Below are 21,896 nucleotides of genomic sequence, written 5' to 3'. Positions count from 1 at the left end.
AGGGAACCTGCATCAGGATTGTACTGTTCGCAATCGGTGCCCTCGAGGGAGGCGTGATCCGTTCGGGGTGTTTCATTCTCGTCCGATATCGATCCGTTCGAACTCTCCTCTGGCGGTTTGTCTGTAACCGTTTGCGAGCGCCGACGACAGCAGTGTCCGTTCTGCTTTTCGGAGGTGTTCGTGCAATGTGGCACGGCTGATTTCCAGTTCCTCGGCGAGTTTCTCGTTCGTGATCTCCCGTGGCCAGTCGTAGTACCCACGCGAAAGCGCTTCGGTGACGACTTCGCGCTGTCGTTCCGTCAGCGACGAGTCAGCGGTCGCTCTGAACTCCTCGAGTTTTCCGAGTGTGACCGTCCCGAACGTACCCAGATCGTCGATGATATTTTTGAGGTCTTCGCGCTGGAACACCAGTACGTTGTACTCTCGCTGGCGACCCGAAACCGTGTTTGATCGTCGGAGTGTGCCATGATTCTGGTAGATCGCCGAGTACGCCCCACAGGAGGGCTTGGTGACAAGCAGATTGTCCTCGTCGAGGCGCTTGACGTGTTTGACGTGGTCTGCGGCCTCGAGTTCTGACTGAAAGGTATCGGCGTGGGGGCCAGCGCGGAGAACGAAGGTAACGAACCCGTTCTGAATCTCTTCGATTTCGATCGGAATGGGCGTGTCGACGTTGGCCGTGAGTCGTCGGAGGATACATTCGCGGTGTTGGGTAAAGTGGACGGTCGCGATAAACATCTCTGCGTCTGTCTGTGAAAGTGACCCACAGTCAAAAAGATACGCAACACGTCCGCCGTCCAACGAGGTGTCGAGCACAACAAGCCGGCTCTATTGACTCTCCTGACTGGCGACACACCTCGGGAGTTGTGATGAACACACAGCGCGGATGTGGCACAGACTGAGACGGGATCTGCGAGGGTGAGGATCAGTCAGTACAGGAGAGGAACATAACATTTGAGTGATTATCAGTTAAACGAACTATCAATGCCCTCTCGACGAAAAACACCGATTGCCAGTAGTGCGGTTATAAGTTCTACGCTCGCTGGTTGTCTGGATATTCTCGGAACTGATGGTTCTGTTCAGGAAGTTATCGTAGACCTTCGCAATGCAGAGTCTGACGAATCTCACACATTCCATCTCGCTCTCGAACTTGAAAGCGAAATCATGGACTGGGAGTCACATACTGTTGCGTCGGGCACCGATGAATTGGTTACAATTGATCCACCTGAAGATACATCTCCCGTAGTTCTCCACGGAGTCGTCGATAATTTTGCAGATGACCTTCATTTCCTTAAAATAGATGGTGTTGAAGAAGATTTTTGTCTTCGATTGAACTTTTGGTCTTACCATCCCATTCGCGAGCGTCCCTTGATTGAGCAATTAGCTGACATCGAATGTTGACAGGATTTTCGCGTTAAGTTCGCACGCGTAGTGGACACACTATTCGCCACTTTCAGCGTGAAACAAACGAAGAAATCGTGCTGTACTAACTCTCTGGACAGTTCCTGATAGTTGCAGAGGGCTTCAGCAGACTTCAAAAATCATTATACATAAATGACCAACAGCTGTTGGGACAACGCTTACTCCCCAACAAGCAGACTCTACCGTACACGGTATCACATGACATACAATCTTGGCGTCGACGTTGGCGGGACGTTCACTGACGTCATCGTCTTCGACAAAGCGACGCACGAACTCACGATCGACAAGGTACTCTCGACACCAGCGAACCCCTCTGAGGGCGTTATACACGGTGTCAAAGAGGCAACAGCGAAAGCTGGAACATCTGTCAGCGAACTCGAGTTGCTGTTTCACGGCACGACAGTCGTGACGAACATGCTCTTAGAGGAGACGGGTTCACGAGTTGGACTCATCACGACGGCGGGCCACGAAGACGTCCTGCACCTTGCGCGGGCATGGACACCCGGCCCGCTGTATGGCTGGATGGACATGGAGAAGCCAGACCCGCTTGCCGATCTGGCCGACACGCGTGGTGTCGGTGGAACGATCAGCTCGCCAGCGGGTGAGGAGACCGAACCGCTCGACGAGGACGCAGTACGGGAGGCCGTCAGAGAACTCGAGGCCGCCGGCGTCGAGGCATTGACCGTTGCGCTGTTGAACTCCTATCTCAATCCCGCACACGAAGAGCGCGTCCGCGAGATCGTTGCCGAGGAAGCGCCAGAGTTGCCGGTCTCGATCTCTTCCGAGATCGTCCCCGAGTACGGTGAGTACGAACGGACGCTGACGACTGCGATCAACGATTATGCGCGGCCGACAGTGATCTCGTATCTCGAGGACCTCGACGAGTCACTCGGGGAAGCCGGATCGACGGCGACGATGAACGTCGTCCGGTCGGATGGCGGGTTGATGAGTTCGCAGGCTGCCAAGGAACGACCCGTCGAACTCGCGCTCTCGGGGCCAAGCGGTGGCGTCGTCGGCGCGGCGACCATTGCCGAGAAGAAAGGTGTCCCGGACGTGCTGACACTGGATATGGGTGGGACTTCGACTGACGTCTCACTCGTCGAGGGGGGCGTAGCTGAGACGACACGCCAGACGAAAGTCGGCTATCGAGAGTTCAAATCTCGGTCGGTCGACGTGAACACGGTCGGGGCTGGCGGGGGCTCGATCGCGCGCGTCCAGCTAAACGGCTCGCTGCAGGTGGGTCCCGAAAGCGCCGGTGCGGACCCTGGACCGGCGTGTTATGGACTGGGTGGCGAGGAGCCAACCGTCACGGACGCGAACGTCGTTCTGGGCCGAATTCCGCCGTCGGTCCAACTCGGCGGACGGATGGATCTGGATCGGGACGCCGCTCGAGACGCCGTCGCGACGATCGCTGACGAACGTGACAGCACGATCGAGGAGGCTGCACAGGCCATCCTCGACATCGTCAACGAGAACATGCACGGCGCGCTCCGCGTCGTGAGCGTCGAACGCGGCTACGACCCCCGTGAGTTCGGACTCGTCGCCTTCGGCGGGGCTGGTCCAATGCACGCCAACGCGCTCGCGGACGTGATGGACGCCTACCCACTGGTGATCCCGCCAGGACCAGGCGTTATGTCCGCCTTTGGCTTCCTCACGTCTGACATCCAAAACGAGTTCTCGGAAACGTATCTCGAGACGGACGAGGATGTCGATGGCGAGGACGTCTACGAGGAACTGCGGGCGATTGAGGCGGAAGCGAGCGACTGGCTCGCCTCCGAGGGTGTCGACGAGGCCGATCAGACGTTCGAGTACGTCGCCGAGTGCCGGTACTTCCGACAGGATATCCAGATGTCGATCCCGGTGACACTCGAGAATCTCCGTGGTGAGGCCGGGCTTGCAGAGATCAAGGGTGATTTCGAAGCTCGCCACGACCGCCAGTTTGGGTTCTCACTCGACGCACCACTCGAGATCGCTAACCTCCGTGTCATCGGTAAAGGGACGCTTCAGGGCGTTACCATCGAGGAACAGGAACTGACTACTGTCGATCCAAGTGACGCAGAAATCGATACCAGTGACGTGTATTTCGGAGAAGCATACCACGAGACACCGATCTACGACCGGACTGAACTCCGGCCGGGTAACGAACTCGAGGGGCCAGCCATCGTTACCGACGACGACTCGACGGTCGTCATCCAGCCGGATCACACCGCGACTATCGACCGCTACGGAAACATCGAAATCACACGAGGTGAGGACCAATGAGCAACACACCACCGGCGTTCGTCGGCGACCACGACATCGATCAGACAACACTCGACATCATCGAGAGCACGCTCTCGAACACCCGCTACGAGATGGATCGGGTCGTCGAGACGACGGCGATCAGCCCCGTCATCCGCGAACAGTCCGACCAGTTCCCGCTCATCGCAGATGCTGCGGGACGGATGGTCATGGGCCAGTTCGGCTCGGCGATCGACACCATTCTCGAGAACTCGCCGTTCGAGCGCGAGGATCTCGAGGATGGCGACGTGATCGCGACTAACGACCCCTACATGTGTGCCGGCGCGGTCTCGCACACGCCGGACATGCTCCTGTTGCGCCCGATCTTCTACGAAGGCGACCTCGTGGGCTTTTCGAGCCAGTGGGGGAACCTGATGGACGTCGGCGGGAAGACCCCCGGCAGCATGCCCGTCCAGGCGCGAACGATCTTCGAGGAGGGGATGCGACTGCCGCCGGTCAAACTCTACAAGCGTGGTGAGATCGACAGCGAACTCCTCGAGACGTTCGCCCACAACACCCGCCTCCCCGACCACGCCGAAGCCGACATCAAGGCGCTGGCGGCGGGGACGAAAGCCGCCGAAACCCGCGTCCACGAACTCTGTGACCGCTTTGGCAAGGAGACGTACGTCGAGGCGTGTGACGCTATCCTCGATCGCACCCGCGATGGAATGATCGATCTCATCAACGAGTTCATCCCGGAAGGCGAACGCTACACCTTCGAAGATTACGTCGACGACGACGGGATGGGCAATGGCCCGATCAAACTCCACCTCGAGATCTATCGCGAGGGCGACACCGTCTATCTCGACTGGACCGGGACGGACGAGCAGGTGCCGGGAACGGTGAACTTCCTGTTGAACGAGAAGATGTTCAAGATGTTCACCGGCGTCTTCCTCATCATGGCGTTCGATCCGTTACTCTCGTTTAACGACGGCTACTACGACCTCTTCGAGGTGACGCTGCCGAAAGGGTCCGTCGTGCAACCGGAGTTCCCGGCCCCGCTTGGGAACCGCCTGCCGATGATGGCCCGGCAGTTCGACGTCCTGCAGGCGACGTTCTCGAAGCTCATCGACGGTTTCTCCGTGGCCGGCAGCTACGGCACGTCGCCGAACCTCGTCTACGCGGGGACGGACTCGGAAGGGAACGACTTCCAGATGCTCGAGATCCTCTATGGCGGGATTCCGGCCCGACCGGGCGGCGACGGGCTCGACGGCCACTCGTGGTGGCCGCTGTTCCGCACCGTGCCCGCGGAGTACCAAGAAGCGTACTACCCGCTTTCCATCGACGAGTACAGCACCCGCACCGACACCGGGGGTGCCGGCGAGTTCCGTGGCGGCCACGGCATCACCAAAGTCTACACCTTCGAAGAGGACGGCGCGATCACGTTCCAGGACGACCGCGCTCACACCTACCCGTGGGGCGTCGACGGCGGTTCCCACGCCCAGACCAGCGAGAAGCTGCTGCTCCGAACCGATGGCACCGAAGAAGAACTGCCGTCGAAAGTCGAAAACGTCGCCGTCCAGGCGGGTGACAAACTCGTCTTCTCGACGGCCGGTGGCGGCGGACTCGGTGACCCACTCGAGCGCGAGCCTGCGGTCGTCGCTGCGGAGATCGAGCGCGGACTGATCTCGGAATCAGCTGCTCACGAGGAGTACGGCGTTGTTCTCGGTGACGATGGCACCGTCGACGACGCCGCAACCAGCGAGCGACGCGAGGAGCTTCGATCGACTCGCGACGAACCCGCCGCGTTCGATTACGGCCCGCTTCCCGACGACGAGACGCTCGCAGCACACATCGCCGACGAACGCCGAGCGTTCAACGATCGCCACAACTGACCGACACGCGAACCTCCCCTTTGACACACAATCTCCAATGGACCCACCACACGACACCCACTACGACGAGGACGACTTCGGCGCGAGTGTCGGCCTCGGCGAACAGCCAGCACTGCTCGTCATCGACCTGATAAACGCCTTCACGGACCCCGAGACGAGCCTCGGCTCGGACGTTGCCGACGTGCTCGATGCAACCGAGCGGTTGCTTGCGGCGTTCCGCGAACACGACCTGCCACGATACTTCACGACCGTTGCGTTCGAAGAGTCCTACGGCGACGCTGGCCGGTTCATCGAGAAGGTGCCCGCACTTCGGGAGCTCCGACTCGGGACCGAGGCCGTCGAGGTCGCCGACCAGATCGAACCCGTCGGCGACGAGCGGGTCATCCTGAAAAAGTACGCGAGTGCCTTTTTCGGGACCGACCTCGAGACGGAGCTGACGACCCAGCGTGTCGACACGCTCGTGCTCGCCGGCGTCACCACGAGTGGCTGTATTCGCGCAACGGCCGTCGACAGCCTCCAGCACGGCTATCGTACCATCGTCCCTGAAGACGCGGTCGGCGACCGTGCCGAGGGGCCACATCGCGCGAATCTCTTCGACATCGACGCGAAATACGGCGATGTCGTCACGACCGACGACGTCATCGACCACCTCTCTGAGAATGACTAACGAATCTATCGACGGACGAACCGAATCGACACCTGCTTGCCTACGACTGGCCTGTGGTCGACCATGACCAACTACGGTGCGACACTCCGAGAGCGCCTCGAGCAAGACGAACTGCTGGCCTGTCCCGGCGTCCACGACCCACTCACAGCTGCCGTCGCCGACAGCGTTGGCTTCGATGCGATCTACATGACCGGCTACGGGACCTCACTCTCGAAAACCGGCTATCCCGATGCCGGTTTCATCACGATGCCGGAGATGATCGAAAACGCCGGCAACATCCAAGAACGGATCGACGTCCCGCTCATCGCTGATTCGGACAACGGCTACGGCAACGCGACGAACGTCGTCCGAACCGTTCGGGAGTACATCAAAGCCGGCGTCGCGGCCATCCACATCGAAGACCAAACGTTCCCGAAACGCTGTGGCCACACGAAAGGTCGACAGGTCATCCCACGCGAGGAAGCCGTCGGCAAAATCGAAGCCGCCGCCGACGTCCGTGACGAGCGCAACCCCGACTTCATGTTGATCGCCCGTACTGACGCCCGTGGAACCGGCGACGGCTCGCTCGACGAAGCGATCGATCGCGTCAACGCGTTCCTCGAGGCCGGCGCTGACATCGCCTTTGTCGAGGGGCCGACCGATGAAACGGAACTCGAGCGTATTGGTCGCGAAGTCGAGGGGCCACTCGTCTACAACTTCGTCGGCGATCTGGGCTCCTCGCCGTACGTCGACCTCTCGTCGCTCGAGGAGTGGGGTTTCGACCTCGTGTTGTTCCCGATCGCCGCAACGCTGTCGACGATCGCGAACGTCTACGCTGACTTCAGTGCGTTCGCTGACGATCCCGTCGCGGCAATGCGAGATATCGACGACACGTTCAACGACCAGCCTGTCGGCAGCCTCCACGAGTTCTCGGGGTTCCCGGAGGTTGTCGAGTGGGAACGCCAGTATCTCCCGGCGGATGAACAGGCCAAGTATGAGGGCTCGCTCGGCGACGACCCCGAAACGGAATGATCTGAGGCTGGCCACACTGCCAACATACAGGACGTCTGTCTCAGTTCTGCCACTGGACTGCTCGGATTTCCTTTCTCGAAGCGTCACTGCTCTGTCTTCACTGCGCTATATCCGACGCTCTCGAGTTTGTGAGCGTCAAAACATAGCGGGAGGTAGATTTGAACTACCGGTCTGCGGGTTATGAGCCCGCCGGAATCTCCTGGCTATCCCATCCCGCTACATGTCTCTCTCTCTGCTAGCCACGGTTAAGGGTTGTCATCTCGGTCCAGTCTTTCGGTTTTGGAGAATAACTGTCATATTGTAGTCGTTTATTCCCCTGATATCAACTTAGCCCAGAGCTCCGTTTTCGATTTCTTCGCCAGACAGCTAGACTGGAATGAGTATCCGGAGTAGAATAACTGCTGCAAGTCCGGCACACAGCGCGAGGAGGATGTTTCCCGTCCGCCACATAACGAGTCCAGTGATGGCCGCTGCACTCCACTCCGCGGGGCCACCAGCAGCGAGTTCGGGACCGAGTATCGCGATGACGATGGCTCCCGGTAGCACCGAAATCCCTGCCTCGAGTCGATCACTCACTTCGAACTGGCTTAGGAGCCACAGGCCGCCGACTTTCGTAATGACAGTAGCGACGACCATCCCAACGATTACACCGACGACAAGTGGGTCAAGCGAGATGACCGACTCATCGATCATAGCGGATCACCTCGACAACGCACGCGGCGAGCCCGCCGAGGAGGATATACCACTGCCCGGGGAGCAGTTGGGCAGCGATCAGTGCGGTTCCGAGTGCAACCGTCCACGGCACGAGCGATGAGTGTCCCTCCCAGAGCTCCACTGCAAGCGCGACGAAGACCGCCGCGAAGATGAAATCAATCCCGTATGTCGCCGGATCGCTAATTGCGCCGCCGGCAACCGTTCCGACGATGGTCGCCAGCACCCACGCGACCCAGACCGCGAGCCCACCGCCGAGGAGGAACGCACCCCGTCCGTTGCCGGCTTTGAGATCGCGAAGCGTTAGCGCCCAGTTTTCGTCGGCCATCAAAAACAGGCTGCCGTAGGCCTGTTTCGCCGAGAGATGCTGAAACCACGGCTGTAATGCTGCGCCCATCAACGAGTAGCGGAGATTGATCGCAAACGTCGTCAGGAGTATCGCTGCAACCGGGATCGGATCCGCCCACAGTTCGATGGCGACGATCTGTGCCGCGCCTGCAACGACGGTGGCGCTCATCAACGTCGCTTCTGCGACGCTGAGACCAGCCTGATTTGCCAGAATACCGAAGGCAAGGCCATAGCCAGCAACGCCAAGTGCAACCGGGAGCGAAATGAGGAATCCTGCCCGAACCCCATGGTAGCCAAACGTTATCTCCGAGTTCCCAGCACGTGATTCGGCAGGGGTGTCCGCGTTTGCGGGTTGCGTCTCTGATTCAGGCGGCATGGAGTCCGACATTGCGCTGTCCGTCTTTTTTTGGATCCCGAACCGTGAAAACGATCACGAACTGGTGGTCACAACGCCCCTCGTTGGCATGTGACTCGAGGAGTAGTGGTTTGGGGCATCACTCCGAGAGCATCATGCTCAGTCACGACTATCACCGTTCTGTAAGGCACTTTGAAAATGGAATAGACAAATCCCTATAGGACATATCTGTACAGCAGAAAGACTTTATTTATATCACGGGTATTGGAAGCTATGCAAGCAGCTATCACTCGAGTCGTCGTTGTCTGTCTTTTGCTTATGACAGCGTCGCTCGCTGTGACTCCAGCCGCGGGTTCTGGGTATGATATCGAGGTAGTTCCGTCCGTTTCGACACCTCAGGAAACGATCGAGATAGAAGGCGACCAATTTAACATCGACGGAATCGGTGTCGTTGAACCAGGTGATCCGATCGAGATTGACGTTACCTCGAGTGCGGATTATCGAGTCACGCTGTATAACACTGATGCCGATCCAGAACTCGAAAGTGATCTTTTCGACGCAGACGACAGTCGGATCACAATTGGAGACAACAGCGATGAGCTAGACACAACTGACCTCAAAGGGACATACGTGCTGACGCTGGATTCGAGAGAAGATGGGCGACAAGCCGTCTATCCAGTCGTCGTTCAGGCGTTCGATATCCACCTCGAGTATCCAAGTACGGCAACACAGGGGGAAACGGTCGAAATCAATGCAACGATCGACTCGAGCGACACATCGATGGTCGAGAGCGTTGAGGTAGCTCTTTGGGACGGGTCTGACGACGATGCTACTGAGACACTCGATAGCCAGGACGACGGTACTTACAGTACGACACTCGATCTCGACGACTACGACGAGGGCGAATACGAGATCTATGGTGCCGCCTTTGGCGACGATGAGGCTGAGGGGTATCCGGCACCGATCGCTATCGAAGATGGGGAAACGATGACTGTGAGCGCAGATGACAGTCACGAAGATGATGAGGATAGTGACGACAGTGAGAATGACACAGATGAGGAGAGTGGGTCTGATGCTCCTGAAAATGAAACCGACGGTGAAGATAGTGAACCAGATCTGCCTGGCAATGAGACCGACAGTGAGGGTGGCGAGTCTGATATGCCCGGCAACGAAACCGACACCGAGAGCGGTCTAGCGGACAATTCTTCCGAGGAAACTGAAGAACATAGTGACGATGAGGACGGCGAGAACGAGACTGGAGTTATAAGTCCAAATGATGAGGACGACGATGGGACCAGTGATCAAGACGATGATGACGCGGTCGGAACTCCTGGTGCAGTCTTCCTTACGGTTTTCTTACTCCTTGGTCTGCTTGTCTTCGGCAGCCACGTCCGTGAAGGTAGCCAGTAACTGAAAATATCGGTGACTGTTTCAGATGTCTTGACACCCTCTTCGTCGTCAGAGGCCGTTGAATAGTATATCACCCCATACTAACAATCACTATTATTATAGTAACTCTCGAAGAAAACCCGACCACGCTGGTCAGTGACTTTCTTCAATAGCCTGAGAATTGAATACTGGAAATCCCCTCGGAAATGTTAAAACGGTGCAGTGTAATGAGGTGAAGTATGACGCAACATGAACGTCTTGTAACTGCGATATTCCTCGTCGCAATCATGCTTCTTGCACCGATTGCTGGGGTTGCCGGAGCGTCCGGCGGAGCAGGGACGACGGCAGACGCATCGTCTACCGACCATCACGAGGACGAGTTCCACGAAATCAACGAAAACATTGAGGTTTGGGAACGATCAGTGCTTCCGCTGCGTACTGATACGAGCGCTGACGACTCAATTACTGTCCAGAACCTCTTGCTTGACGCAAAGACAACTCAGGATGGTCCGGAATTCGCAAATCGGGATAGTTTATCGGTCTACAAAACGGGTACAAGCGTTGACCTCTCGTTTGATGGCTCGGGACTGGCTGCTGACACGAGCCAGTTCAATAATGACGACGACATCCAACTCCTCAGTGCTCATCTACAAGAAAATGCCACTGAAGATGATGTCAACGTCAGCGACCTGCCAACGAGCGGGCAGGATTTGATGGACGAACTTTCTGCAGAGAACCTCGAGAACCTCAACGAGAATGTCTCGTTCAGCCTTGACGAGGATCTGAATGTCGAGGATGGCAAACTCGACACGACGGTTACGCCCGATGAATCCGGTCTCCACATGTACGTGCTCGCAACCGGTGACGGATTTGCGGTTGACGATGGAGATCTCTCAATTGTCGATCAGACAAAGATAATCGGTGTCGAACAACTCGTCGCTCAGGACAGTCCTTCGAACGTTGATGTCACTGAGTCCGCTGAGCCTGGCGATACCATTAGCTTCGACGTCGCCGCAACAGAATGGGAAGGCAACACCACTCACAGCGTGGTGCTTTACGACGAAGATACCTTCACGAAAAGCATAATGACAATCAACGTCACCGAAGATATCTCCACTGACCTCTCTTCAGAGGACGTGACGATCGAACACACGATCGGGGAGATCAACGGTGTCCAGAACGTTAGTGAAAATCTCAGCGCCTTCGGACAGACGTTCGAAGAACAGAACTCGGCTGGTATTGTCCAGACTGCAGATGTGATCAGCTTCCTCGCAAATGAAACTGATCTCGATGACTCTGAGGAACCTGAAACGGACCCCGGCGATGACGTGCTCAACGCCTCGTCCGTAATCGTTCAGGCCGACGAGAACGAGACTACCGTGGAAATCGAGACGTTCGGTAACTGGACGGAAGATACCGATTACCGCTGGATCCACACGGCCGCCGGCTCCTCCAGCGATCAGATCCAGATGAACACGGATACAATTACCATCGAAGAGGCAGACGACGATGACGATGACGACGACACCGGTGGCGGAATCGGTCCTATTGACCCCGGCCCAGACCCTGAACCTGAGTTCGCACTCTCGGATGTGACCGTGAGCGACACCAAGATTATGACTGGTGACTCCGTCGACATCACAGGGACGGTCACTGAAGAGGCCGGTAACAGTGGTCTCTTTGTTGCCGAACTGATCATCGACGGTGAGGTCGTCGATACACAAAACGTCGTGATGGCTGGTAACGCTAAAGAAACGGTGACGTTCACACACACCTTCGACGAGGCAGGTGAGTACGAGGTTGCAATCAGCGACGTAAGCGCTGGAACGGTCAGCGTTCACGACTCACTCGAGGCCCAGTTCGATGTGACCGACGCGTCACTGAGCGAGGATGAGATCGACGTCGGTGATTCCGTTGACGTGACTGGAACCATCGAAAACACCGGCGAGAAGGCCGGGACGGTCACCGCCCAGTTAACTGTCGACGGTAGTGTCGTCGCTGAACAGGACGTTGATGTCGCCCCTGGCGAGTCAGAAACAGTCACGTTCACCGAAACGTTCGACGAGAGCGGTGAGTTCGATATCGCTGTCAGCGGAACTTCTGCTGGCACGCTGACTGTCACCGATCCTGAAGACGTGGAAACCGATGACAGCATCCCCGGCTTTGGAGTTACAGTGGCAGTCCTCGCACTCCTCTCGATTGCACTGGTTCGTGCGCGCCGACAGTCGTAGCGACAGATAACTCCGTTTTTGCAGCTTATCAGCTTGTGCAAGCTGCTGCTGAATGGCTGTATTTATGTATGAGCACCCTCTCAAATGAGACATGGCTCAACTGATCTCGAGTAGTGGAGATGGGCAGTTAGGATCCACTACCGATAAACCGGTCCCTCTCTCTGGCAGTAGACACAAACGGGGTCGAAGCACGTCTGGTACTATTGGAACACTTAACAGACGAACAGGACACTTGAACCATCGTTTTCTCGAGAGCGCTCTTCCAAAATCTGACGAAAGATCATTGAACATTTTCTCAACCGATACGCGAGTTGTGAGCTGGTTCAAGAGACGCAATCTCGGAACGCATCCGCTGTGGACGACAGTCGACATCTGTTCCGTTCCCGGTAGGACGACTGTACATGCTGCTGCCGTCGGTAAGTAACCAGAACGCTCCATGATGAACAAACTACTCAGAACACGTCGAATCGAGTCGTCGAGTCGTTGTCTGCAGCCGAAGGTGAGACAATGAGTGATCTCGACCACGAACACGGACCGGACTGTGCGTGTCCAGACTGTGGAGATCCACGGTCGATGGATTTCCTCGATAAGTATCTGACCGTCTGGATTTTCCTTGCAATGGGAATCGGTGTCGGTCTCGGATACGTTGCCCCATCGGTCGTCGACCCAATCCAGGACTACTATCTCGTCGAAATCGGGCTGATTGCCATGATGTACCCGCCGCTGGCGAAAGTCAACTACGGCCAGCTGCCGCGGGTGTTCAGCGCGTGGCGTGTGCTCAGTCTGAGTCTGATCCAGAACTGGCTCATCGGCCCGACGCTGATGTTCCTGTTAGCAGTCGTTTTCTTCAGCGGACTCGTGCCACCGTTCCCAGCCCACCCCGAGTACTTCCTCGGGTTGATTTTCATCGGGATGGCTCGATGTATCGCGATGGTCCTCGTCTGGAACGACCTCGCTGACGGCTCGAGCGAGTACGCTGCGGGCCTGGTCGCGTTCAACAGCGTCTTCCAGATCGTTACCTACGGGGTGTACATCTGGTTTTTCGCGCTGTTCCTGCCACCGCTGCTGGGGATGGACGCCCTGGTCGCTGGGATCGGGACGTTCGACATCACGGTCGAACAGGTGTTCTGGGCGATCGCGATCTTCCTTGGGATTCCCTTCGCCGGCGGGATCCTCACCCGCTTCGGTGGAGTACGAGCCAAAGGTGAGGAGTGGTACGAAGAGGAGTTCGTCCCGACGATCAGCCCAGTGACGCTGCTGGCGCTGCTCTTTACCGTGATCGTGATGTTCGCCACACAAGGAGACAACATCATCGCCCAACCGACCGACGTCGTCTGGATCGCGGTCCCGCTGACGATCTACTTCATCGTGATGTTCCTCGTGAGCTTCGCGATGGGGCGAGGAATCGGAGCGGATTACTCGACGACGACTGCCATCGGCTTTACGGCCGCGTCGAACAACTTCGAACTCGCGATTGCTGTCGCCGTCGCCGTCTTCGGTGTTGGCTCCAGTGTCGCGTTCGCGACTGTCATCGGGCCGCTAATCGAGGTGCCCGTCCTGCTCGCACTGGTCCACGTGGCCATCTACTTCCAAGAAACGTTCGATTGGGGTGGCTACGAGACCGGCCGACTCGAGGACGTGACCGAAGTCGATACCGAGCCCGCAGAGTCTAGTACAGATGACTAACCATACACAGACCATGACAATCGAGACACTCCTGATTCCGACCGATGGAAGCGATCCGGCCGAAGCCGCTGCCCGACGTGGGTTCGACCTCGCAGCCCACTGCAACGCAGCAGTCCACGTCCTCTCAGTGGCAGACAGCAGTATTGCGACCGGTGCAGGCTACTCGGGCGACTCTCAGTCGATCCGAAACCGACTCCGCGAACAGGCGACCGCTCGAGCGACGGCGCTTCGAGACGACGCGACAGAGCGCGGACTCGAGGCCACCGCCACGACTCGTGAGGGCATTCCCAGCAAGGAGATCGTCGACTACGCCGACGAACATGCTATGGATGCGATCGCTATCGGTACGTCCGGGCGCGGTGGTGTCACGCGTGCCGTCGTCGGGAGCGTCGCCGACAAGGTCGTTCGAACGGCGTCGGTTCCGGTCGTGACGATCAATCCGGAGGCGGCTAATGAAACGGCCGAAGCGCTGACTATCGACTCGATCTTGCTGCCGACCGACGGAAGCGACACTGCTGAGGCGGTGATTCAGTACGGCTTCGAGCTCACAACCCAATTCGACGCAACGGTTCACCTCCTGTCGGTGATCGATAGCGACCGTGTACAGATGCTCTCGGCGCTTACTGGCACGGATGCCGACATCGTGGCCGAACTTCGCGAGCGGGCGACCGACGTCCTCGATCAGCGAGCCGCCGAGGCTCGAGCCCACGATATCGACGCTGTTACCACGATCAGAGACGGCGTTCCAGCCGAGGAAATCGTCGGCTACGCTGACACAGAAAGCATTGATTTGATCGCGATGGGGACCGCCGGACGTGGTGGGTTCGAACGGTTCATCGTCGGCAGCGTGACGGACGATGTCGTCAGAACGGCGGCGGTGCCAGTGGTGACGATGCGACCGAACGAAATGGACTCCGACTAGCGAATCAGTCTGATACAAACCGCAAGCGCATACCGCGTCTTTGGACCTACCTCTTACCCATGTGTTCGCGGTGTTCCAAACAAGCGTTTTGACGCTCGCAACTTCGATTTGCGACCGGAAACTCGAGGTGAGGATCGGTTCGGGTGGCAATCTCAGCGGAGGAGGTGGACGAATGCGGGTGTGCAATATCGTCGAAATTGATCCTTAAGGCTGGTCAGGCCCGTGAATACCGGGAGTTGTGGTCGTATTCATCGATCCGTTCTCTCATTACAGCGGCTCCATTTGTAGGTAACAGACAGGACTAAACTCGTGGGCTTCCGCTAGTACTGCGTCAACTACTCCACTCTTAAAATGCCGGAGGCGCTTAGGGTGGGGCTTGTCCGTGAACTCGGCGCCGAGCCCGTTCGGGTAGGCGGCAAATCCGTGCTTCGGTGTTCACGAGAGCCAACTCTCGTGCGCCCCATCAGGTTTCTGCGAAACCTGAGAACGTCACAAGTCCAGACTGAGGGAGAGGTGAACCCTAATGGGGGACCGAGCTATCGATCACCAGTACAGTCTCTCTAGCCGAGAGCTCTGCGTAACGTAACCAAAACCAGCTAGAGAAACAGTAATAGTGGTACAGACATAACCACGATTGTATAACGACAATGAGTTCCGAGCAAGACCATCTTAAAGAAACTGACACTGAAGCGCGGTTCGAGTTCAAGAAAGAACAGAACGCCGCGGTGAAGTCCGACAAGGGACTGACCGAAGAGGTCATCCGTATGATCTCCGAGGACAAAGACGAGCCAGACTGGATGCTCGAGCGCCGCCTGCGCGCGCTCAAGCAGTACCAGAACATGCCGCTGCCGACGGACTGGCCTGGCCAGCCGGATTTGACCGAACTGGACATCGAAGAGATCGTCCCGTATATCCGCCCGGACGTCGACAAGCGCGAAGGCGTCGACGACTGGACGGAGCTGCCAGACGAGATCAAAGACACCTTCGACAAACTGGGCATTCCGGAAGCCGAGAAGAACGCGCTCTCGGGCGTCGGTGCGCAGTACGAGTCGGAGGTCGTCTACCAGAACATGCAAGAACAGTGGGAGGAGAAAGGCGTCATCTTCATGAACATGGACCGCGCGGTCCAGGAGCATCCCGAGCTCGTCAAGGAGTACTTCATGACGACCTGTGTCCCCCCAAGCGACAACAAGTTCGCCGCACTGCACGGTGCAGTTTGGTCCGGCGGCTCGTTCGTCTACGTCCCAGAGGGCGTCACGGTCGAGATGCCGGTCCAGGCGTACTTCCGGATGAACTCGGAAGGGATGGGGCAGTTCGAGCACACGCTGATCATCGCCGAAGAAGGCTCCGAAGTCCACTACATCGAGGGCTGTTCGGCACCGAAATACGGTGCACACAACCTCCACTCCGGCGGCGTCGAGGTCTTCGTCGGCGAAGACGCTCACGTTCAGTACTCGACGGTGCAGAACTGGTCGAAAAACACGTTCAACCTCAACACCAAACGCGCGATCTGTGAGGCAAACGGGACGATGGAGTGGATCTCGGGCAGCATGGGTTCGAAAGCAACCATGCTCTACCCATGTACGATCCTCAAGGGTCGTGGCTCGACGGACACCCACATCACCATCGCCTTCGCTGGCGAGGGCCAGAACATCGACACCGGCGCGAAGGTCTACCACAACGCGCCCGACACGAGCTCGACCATCGAGTCCAAGTCGATCTCGAAAGACGGCGGCCGCACCAACTACCGCGGGCTCGTCCACATCGCCGACGGTGCCGAGAACTCCTCGACTGCAGTGGAGTGTGACGCGCTGATGTTCGACAACGAGTCCACCTCGGACACCATGCCGTACATGGAGATCGAAGAATCGAAAGTCGACGTCGCCCACGAGGCGACCGTCGGCAAGATCGGTGACGAGGACATCTTCTACCTCCAGAGCCGCGGGCTGGACGACGACGACGCCAAGAAGATGATCGTCGCCGGCTTCATCGAACCAATCACGGAAGAACTGCCGATCGAGTACGCCGTCGAACTCAACCGTCTCATCGAACTCGAGATGGAGGGAAGCCTCGGATAACTCGCCGAGATCATGGCAGCCACCTCAGCAACCGAGAGTACGGCAGCGGAGACGACAAGCGGTGGCGAACTCGGAGTAGATGATCGACCGTGAGTGTCGATAGGTTGTGGTGCCACCAGTGTGGGAACGAATACGGGTACATCGGTGATGAACCGCATCCGGCTCACTGTCCGGCGTGTCACTCGTCGTGTGTTCCGCCTGCAGGGTCACTGACCGTCTTCGATCGATCGTGCTGGCAGAACGCGAACGGACTCTCGAAGCTCTGGATACACGCAGTCGACGAACGGGGGCGCTCATTCGAGTTCACGATTGCCGCTCGAAACGCGGAGAGCAAATTGGTCAGGATCTCGATTGACGGCGTCGTGCTCGATTACCCAACTGCGAACTCCGTGTGTCGGATTCCCCCGTCGATTGCCGAGGAAATAGCGGCGTTCGGAATTGACGCCCCCGACTCTGGCACGGTTTGCGCGTGACGACGATCGATCGAAACGGCTGACGTCCGGTATACGCGTGTTCTCCTATCCTTAAACAGCGAGAGAATCCTGCCGTTCACGACGGATGAGGAAGTCACCCGAACAGCAGCGTTCCACTCCACGCAATCACGATTGCGAATCCGATCGCAGCGCCAGCCTGTCTGGCCATCATCGTGAGTGCCCACCGCATCGATACCTCACGGGCGACGGTGAACGCCGTCACAAGGCATGGCAACAACACGCCAGCCAGATACACCACGACGAGTACCTGTACCGGTGAGAGCGTCGCGGCAACACCACCGTCAGCCGTCAGCAAGGCGATGCCGTCCTTTCGGATCGATGCGAGCACCACGGTCAGTGCGGCGTCGGCGGGCAAGTTGAACAGGTTCATCAGTGGTCCGAGGACCGATCCCATAGCGTCGATGATGCCGACCCGATCGAGCACCGCCGCGACGAACGTGATGAGCACGAAGACCGGCAACGCCTTGACGAAGAACTCACGCAACGCGCTCCAGGCCTCTCGAGCGACAGCTTTCGGAGCTGGCCACTGGAGGAACGTCCGTCGATCGATCACCGTCGACGACTGGCGGGCCGCTGGGGGAGCGATCGCAGCGACGTAGATGAGCGTGGTCGCGGTGAGAACCAATTAATATTAGCACCTGACTAAACAAAAAGAAATATCGTCGCCACCCTGGGTGTCGAGTGTATCCCCTCGAAAACAGGTGCGAAAAAGACTGTATAGCCTGTTCAAGAGTCGTCGGACAAGGCATAGATTGGTTGTCGGAGAGCAATATAAAACACAAGGAGAATACCCCCGTCTTCAGGCACGGGAGAATGTCAACCAGTCTGAACTAGCCGAGTGGTACGGCGTTCAGCGACAGACAATCTGTAGTTGGCTCAAGCGACTCGACGCTGACGAGCCGCGTGAGCAGGCTGTTACTGATATCACTCATCTGGGTGTAACAGAAAGCCCTCAGGAAATAATCAAAAAGTACTCGAAGAAACTGTCCACGAATCTCCTGCGGAAGTCGGGTTCGACGCGCCGGCATGGACACCGGCGCTCGTCCAGCAGTATCTGGAGGAAACGTACGACATCGAGTACTCAATCCCAGGTTGTCGGCGGCCGCCTAAAGAAGCGGGATTGGGCTATTAAAAACCACGCCGTACAGCCGCTGAATCTGATGCTACCGACTAAGAAACGTTTCATGAATAACTCAAGAATAGCGGGAGACGGACGCCACAGTAGTCTATATCGTTCAAATCAAGAGATCAGTGCAAGCTGAGCCGCGTGCCGCGTGGTTTCCCCGCGGTACGCAGCCAGCTGTCGAATTATCTGGTCAACGCGACTGGACGTGTCCGTTAGGCGTGATCACCGAAAACGGCGATCGCTTCTTCTCTCGATTCGAAGAGTCTGCCACCGCCGAGCACGCAAAACATTTCACCTTTAAGTTATGCTAATATTTCGGATATGAATTGATCATGGTACTGGGTGGTGAGCGAAACTCGATGCACGCGAGACGACTCTCATATCAGGACTATACAATCCCGATGATCAGCGGAGAGTCTCCGAGAGCAAGGGGTCGACTTTTGACGTTCTTTTCCGCCCGAACCATTGCTGGGCCCGTTTGACCACAAAACTGTGAAATCGCTCCGGCCGACAGTGTGCGTATGGACGATCGAAAACAGGCACGGTTCGGCTCCGGCGGTGAGCTCCAGACAGACGAGTCTGACGACACGGACGACAGTTCAGAGGCCGCTTGTACCGACTTTGGCGACGAACTTGCGGAAAACGAGACGAAATCAGGGGTGAACCGATATACCGTTTCCAGCCTGCTCCAGAAGGCGGTTCGCCGGTCGGATGAGGAGACTGCGGCATGGGCTGCGTGGGAGCTGGTTCGGTCGGGATATGCGTGGAACTTCTGGGATCGCATCAATCTCTACGTCGTTGAAGACCTGCGCGCTGGTCACGACGTTGCGCTCGTAGTGAGTCGCTATGAGGAACTGGCTCGCGAGCGCTGGTCGGAAGACTCCTGGCGCGGACGTCTCTGTGCAGTTCACGCTGCGCTTGCGGCTGCTCGAGCACCGTCATCTCGAGAGTCTGCACACGCAGACGATTTCTTCAGCGAACTTTCCGACGAGCGCGCGAGTGCACGTGAAGAGGGCCGTGAGCCGCGCTATGAGCATCCCGCCGACGAACTCGAGCCCGATGGAAAGTACGATGTTGCGTTCGACCAACATACCTACGAGGGAACGCGACTCGGCCGAGATGGGGCCTTCTTCAGAACCCACGGGGCACGAGTCGGTCCTGACGGTGAGCCGGAACTGAGTCGCCAGTGGCGCCTCCAGAGCATGCAACTCGAGGACCGCGAGTACACCGAGGAGGAACTGGCCCGCGCTGTCAGGCCAGTCGATCCGGCGGATAAGTGGTCTCGGGACGACGAACTCCGACAGGAGGATTGATTGCCGCAACACCAACCTTTTGGATCGATCATCGAGAACCACGACCGAAATGGAGTTACAGATTACCGGTAATACAGCGCTGGTCACGGCGTCCTCGAGTGGCCTTGGCAAAGCATCGGCAAAGGCACTCGCTCGAGAAGGTGCGAACGTCGTCATCAACGGACGCGACGAGGCTCGGCTGGAGACAGCAAAAGCGGAGATCGAAGACGTTGCCACCGGAACTGTCGTCGCTAAATCGGCCGACCTCACGAACGAAGCCGACATTGAGGCGTTAGTCGAGACGACCGTCGACGAGTTCGGTGGCATCGACCATCTCGTGACGAGCGCCGGCGGACCACCTTCCGGACCGTTTCTCGAGACCGACGACGAGGACTGGTATGAGGCGTATGATCTACTCGTGATGAGCGTTGTGCGGTTGGCACGAGAGGCTGAACCGTATCTTCGCGAGGGCGACGGAACGATCGTGAATATCACGTCGAGAAGCGTCAAGGAGTCGATCGACAGTCTCGTCTTGTCGAACTCTGTGCGGATGAGTGTTATCGGACTCGAGAAGACGCTCTCCCAAGAGTTCGCCCCTGAAATACGAGCGAACGCTGTGCTCCCTGGCCCACACGAGACCGAACGGATCGAGCAACTCGTTGAACAGGCGGTCGATCGCGGCGAGTATGACTCCTATGACGCGGGACTCGAGGACTGGGCGAGCAATCCCCTCGAGCGGATCGGCGATCCGATGGAACTGGGGAACACTGTCGCGTTTCTTTCATCACCGGTATCGGGATTCATCAACGGGGAGAGCATTCTGATCGACGGCGGCTCCACAGGAGCGAACCTGTGATGCCTATCGATTTCGACGGTGTCGAACTACTCGAACTCGGCTCCCCGTCTCACTAGGCAATCGGAAGATCGACCCGTCTTTTGCTGGCACACCGTTTCGATTCTGCTATCACCGAACTTCGTGATCATCGTACGGACCTGTTGATGGCTGGACGGGACAGTACTGAACTCGAGGTCGAAGCCCCGTACACAGTGAGGGTGAAACATCACGTTCCTCGTTGTTTACACACTATGGAATTTAACATATACTAAAATTGATAATAGCTCGCCGTTCCAATTTACAAAATAGGAGGTGTGGGGGCAGACGTTCTGGTCGTTATAGAAAGAAATATGTGATAATTGTTTGTTTGTTGGTATAGAAATGCCATCTGGGTCAAGCGAGAACGGGGGGATCAAAGCAGCAGAGACCGCTTTCGAGATCATCGAAGTGCTGCACGACCAACAGCCTGCTCGGTTGACAGAAATCGCTGATTCGGTTGGTATTGCCAACAGTACCGCACACGAGCATCTCTCGACGCTCCAAGATCAGGAGTACGTTATCGAGAGAGCTGACGGATACTATTTGGGGCTAAAATTCCTCAACCATGGCAAACGGGCGAAGGAGTATTACCAGCAACTGATCGAGGTCTCACAGCCAGCATTACAGCAACTGGTTGCCGAAACTGACGAAGCAGTGAATCTCGTCGTTGAGGAGTACGACCGTGCAGTGTATATCGAGCGACTCACTGGCGAACGCGGCGTCCCGACGAACTCCTGGGTCGGGAAACGCAAGTCGTTACATACCCTTTCTGCTGGCAAGGCAATCCTCGCACACCTGCCCGACGAACGAGTGACACAGATCCTGGACTCGTCTGGCCTCCCCGTCGCTACTGAACAGACGATCACATCACGTGATCAGCTACTCCAAGAACTCGAGACGATCCGCGAACGGGGCGTTTCGTTTAACGATCGCGAGTCACACGAGCAGATCCGTGCAATCGGTGCACCGATCGTCGTCGATGGACGCCCCTATGGAGCGGTTTCCGTTGCGGGACCAGCCAAGCGATTGACTGGCGAATACTTTAGGGACGAAATCTCTGATCTCCTTCTTGGAGCGGTAAACGAGATTGAACTCAAGCTCACGTATGCCTGATCTCTTCGTGTTGTGAACGGGAGTTGCCAACTTGAATCATTAAATATCAATATTAATTGACGATC

At 57.4% G+C, this 21,896-nt stretch carries 16 protein-coding genes, 1 tRNA gene and 2 pseudogenes; 14 read left to right on the top strand and 5 right to left on the bottom strand.

What is annotated here, in order from left to right:
- Positions 1-72: 72 nt before the first annotated feature.
- Positions 73-735 (bottom strand): helix-turn-helix domain-containing protein, encoded by a 663-nt coding sequence (locus tag DV706_RS17605; RefSeq protein WP_049889880.1) that lies wholly within the window; start codon positions 733-735, stop codon positions 73-75.
- A 246-nt stretch (positions 736-981) separates the two neighbouring features.
- Between DV706_RS17605 and DV706_RS17600 the strand changes: the two genes are divergently transcribed.
- The 5 genes from DV706_RS17600 to DV706_RS17580 all read left to right on the top strand — a co-directional run bounded on the left by DV706_RS17600 (position 982) and on the right by DV706_RS17580 (position 7,212).
- Complete coding sequence (locus DV706_RS17600) at positions 982-1,398, top strand: hypothetical protein (RefSeq protein WP_083902056.1); 417 nt, start codon at positions 982-984, stop codon at positions 1,396-1,398.
- A 219-nt stretch (positions 1,399-1,617) separates the two neighbouring features.
- A complete protein-coding gene (locus tag DV706_RS17595; RefSeq protein ID WP_006066973.1) occupies positions 1,618-3,681 on the top strand; it encodes a hydantoinase/oxoprolinase family protein in 2,064 nt (687 codons plus the stop codon).
- Positions 3,678-5,534, top strand: coding sequence for a hydantoinase B/oxoprolinase family protein (locus DV706_RS17590; RefSeq protein ID WP_006066974.1), 1,857 nt, complete (start codon positions 3,678-3,680; stop codon positions 5,532-5,534). The genes DV706_RS17595 and DV706_RS17590 overlap by 4 nt, the downstream gene beginning before the upstream one ends.
- A gap of 37 nt (positions 5,535-5,571) precedes the next feature.
- Positions 5,572-6,201 carry an isochorismatase family protein gene (locus DV706_RS17585; RefSeq protein WP_006066975.1) on the top strand — a complete coding sequence of 210 codons (630 nt, stop codon included), beginning with the start codon at positions 5,572-5,574 and terminating at the stop codon, positions 6,199-6,201.
- A gap of 63 nt (positions 6,202-6,264) precedes the next feature.
- Positions 6,265-7,212, top strand: a complete 948-nt coding sequence (locus DV706_RS17580) for an isocitrate lyase/PEP mutase family protein (protein ID WP_006066976.1) — start codon at positions 6,265-6,267, stop codon at positions 7,210-7,212.
- A 143-nt stretch (positions 7,213-7,355) separates the two neighbouring features.
- Here the strand turns inward: DV706_RS17580 and DV706_RS17575 are convergent.
- The 3 genes from DV706_RS17575 to DV706_RS17565 all read right to left on the bottom strand — a co-directional run bounded on the left by DV706_RS17575 (position 7,356) and on the right by DV706_RS17565 (position 8,647).
- A tRNA-Met gene (locus DV706_RS17575) sits at positions 7,356-7,430 on the bottom strand.
- A 148-nt stretch (positions 7,431-7,578) separates the two neighbouring features.
- Complete coding sequence (locus tag DV706_RS17570; RefSeq protein ID WP_006066977.1) at positions 7,579-7,905, bottom strand: AzlD family protein; 327 nt, start codon at positions 7,903-7,905, stop codon at positions 7,579-7,581.
- Positions 7,895-8,647, bottom strand: a complete 753-nt coding sequence (locus DV706_RS17565) for an AzlC family ABC transporter permease (RefSeq protein ID WP_006066978.1) — start codon at positions 8,645-8,647, stop codon at positions 7,895-7,897. Before DV706_RS17565 ends, DV706_RS17570 begins: the two co-directional genes overlap by 11 nt.
- Positions 8,648-8,899: 252 nt before the next feature.
- On the opposite strand from DV706_RS17565, the gene DV706_RS17560 reads away from it, so the two are divergent.
- The 5 genes from DV706_RS17560 (at position 8,900) to sufB (ending at position 16,932) form a co-directional block, all read left to right on the top strand.
- Positions 8,900-10,036 carry a hypothetical protein gene (locus tag DV706_RS17560; RefSeq protein WP_136350945.1) on the top strand — a complete coding sequence of 379 codons (1,137 nt, stop codon included), beginning with the start codon at positions 8,900-8,902 and terminating at the stop codon, positions 10,034-10,036.
- A gap of 218 nt (positions 10,037-10,254) precedes the next feature.
- Positions 10,255-12,246: a CARDB domain-containing protein gene (locus DV706_RS17555; protein ID WP_083902057.1), complete on the top strand. Its 1,992-nt coding sequence runs from the start codon at positions 10,255-10,257 to the stop codon at positions 12,244-12,246.
- A gap of 507 nt (positions 12,247-12,753) precedes the next feature.
- Positions 12,754-13,932, top strand: a complete 1,179-nt coding sequence (gene arsB / locus DV706_RS17550; RefSeq protein WP_006066981.1) for an ACR3 family arsenite efflux transporter — start codon at positions 12,754-12,756, stop codon at positions 13,930-13,932.
- Between the two features lie 13 nt (positions 13,933-13,945).
- Entirely contained in the window at positions 13,946-14,854 is a 909-nt protein-coding gene (locus DV706_RS17545) for a universal stress protein (RefSeq protein ID WP_006066982.1), read from the top strand.
- A 647-nt stretch (positions 14,855-15,501) separates the two neighbouring features.
- A complete protein-coding gene (sufB, locus tag DV706_RS17540) occupies positions 15,502-16,932 on the top strand; it encodes a Fe-S cluster assembly protein SufB (RefSeq protein WP_136350873.1) in 1,431 nt (476 codons plus the stop codon).
- Between the two features lie 567 nt (positions 16,933-17,499).
- Here the strand turns inward: sufB and DV706_RS17530 are convergent.
- Positions 17,500-18,051 (bottom strand): annotated as a pseudogene (locus DV706_RS17530) (nucleoside recognition domain-containing protein); the annotation flags it as partial.
- Between the two features lie 151 nt (positions 18,052-18,202).
- On the opposite strand from DV706_RS17530, the pseudogene DV706_RS17525 reads away from it, so the two are divergent.
- The 4 genes and pseudogenes from DV706_RS17525 to DV706_RS17510 form a co-directional block, all read left to right on the top strand.
- Positions 18,203-18,860, top strand: a pseudogene (locus tag DV706_RS17525) (IS630 family transposase); the annotation flags it as partial.
- Between the two features lie 213 nt (positions 18,861-19,073).
- The gene (locus tag DV706_RS17520) at positions 19,074-19,865 is read left to right on the top strand and encodes a hypothetical protein (RefSeq protein ID WP_006066986.1); all 792 of its coding nucleotides are present in this window, start codon (positions 19,074-19,076) and stop codon (positions 19,863-19,865) included.
- Between the two features lie 49 nt (positions 19,866-19,914).
- Positions 19,915-20,700, top strand: coding sequence for an SDR family oxidoreductase (locus DV706_RS17515; RefSeq protein WP_006066987.1), 786 nt, complete (start codon positions 19,915-19,917; stop codon positions 20,698-20,700).
- 360 nt (positions 20,701-21,060) lie between these two features.
- On the top strand, positions 21,061-21,831 hold the full coding sequence (locus tag DV706_RS17510) for an IclR family transcriptional regulator (RefSeq protein WP_006066988.1): 771 nt from the start codon (positions 21,061-21,063) through the stop codon (positions 21,829-21,831).
- The last annotated feature ends 65 nt before the right edge of the window (positions 21,832-21,896 follow it).

This window comes from Natronorubrum bangense (genome assembly GCF_004799645.1).
Taxonomy (GTDB): Archaea; Halobacteriota; Halobacteria; order Halobacteriales; family Natrialbaceae; genus Natronorubrum; species Natronorubrum bangense.
The sequence above is the reverse complement of the archived record's forward strand: the minus strand, read 5'-3'. Positions and strand labels throughout refer to the sequence as shown.

What these genes read in the sequence shown, in the direction of transcription:
- DV706_RS17605 (WP_049889880.1), bottom strand. Translation starts at nt 735, where the DNA reads ATGTTTATCGCGACCGTCCACTTTACCCAACACCGCGAATGTATCCTC.
- DV706_RS17600 (WP_083902056.1), top strand. Translation starts at nt 982, where the DNA reads ATGCCCTCTCGACGAAAAACACCGATTGCCAGTAGTGCGGTTATAAGT.
- DV706_RS17595 (WP_006066973.1), top strand. Translation starts at nt 1,618, where the DNA reads ATGACATACAATCTTGGCGTCGACGTTGGCGGGACGTTCACTGACGTC.
- DV706_RS17590 (WP_006066974.1), top strand. Translation starts at nt 3,678, where the DNA reads ATGAGCAACACACCACCGGCGTTCGTCGGCGACCACGACATCGATCAG.
- DV706_RS17585 (WP_006066975.1), top strand. Translation starts at nt 5,572, where the DNA reads ATGGACCCACCACACGACACCCACTACGACGAGGACGACTTCGGCGCG.
- DV706_RS17580 (WP_006066976.1), top strand. Translation starts at nt 6,265, where the DNA reads ATGACCAACTACGGTGCGACACTCCGAGAGCGCCTCGAGCAAGACGAA.
- DV706_RS17570 (WP_006066977.1), bottom strand. Translation starts at nt 7,905, where the DNA reads ATGATCGATGAGTCGGTCATCTCGCTTGACCCACTTGTCGTCGGTGTA.
- DV706_RS17565 (WP_006066978.1), bottom strand. Translation starts at nt 8,647, where the DNA reads ATGCCGCCTGAATCAGAGACGCAACCCGCAAACGCGGACACCCCTGCC.
- DV706_RS17560 (WP_136350945.1), top strand. Translation starts at nt 8,900, where the DNA reads ATGCAAGCAGCTATCACTCGAGTCGTCGTTGTCTGTCTTTTGCTTATG.
- DV706_RS17555 (WP_083902057.1), top strand. Translation starts at nt 10,255, where the DNA reads ATGACGCAACATGAACGTCTTGTAACTGCGATATTCCTCGTCGCAATC.
- arsB (WP_006066981.1), top strand. Translation starts at nt 12,754, where the DNA reads ATGAGTGATCTCGACCACGAACACGGACCGGACTGTGCGTGTCCAGAC.
- DV706_RS17545 (WP_006066982.1), top strand. Translation starts at nt 13,946, where the DNA reads ATGACAATCGAGACACTCCTGATTCCGACCGATGGAAGCGATCCGGCC.
- sufB (WP_136350873.1), top strand. Translation starts at nt 15,502, where the DNA reads ATGAGTTCCGAGCAAGACCATCTTAAAGAAACTGACACTGAAGCGCGG.
- DV706_RS17520 (WP_006066986.1), top strand. Translation starts at nt 19,074, where the DNA reads ATGGACGATCGAAAACAGGCACGGTTCGGCTCCGGCGGTGAGCTCCAG.
- DV706_RS17515 (WP_006066987.1), top strand. Translation starts at nt 19,915, where the DNA reads ATGGAGTTACAGATTACCGGTAATACAGCGCTGGTCACGGCGTCCTCG.
- DV706_RS17510 (WP_006066988.1), top strand. Translation starts at nt 21,061, where the DNA reads ATGCCATCTGGGTCAAGCGAGAACGGGGGGATCAAAGCAGCAGAGACC.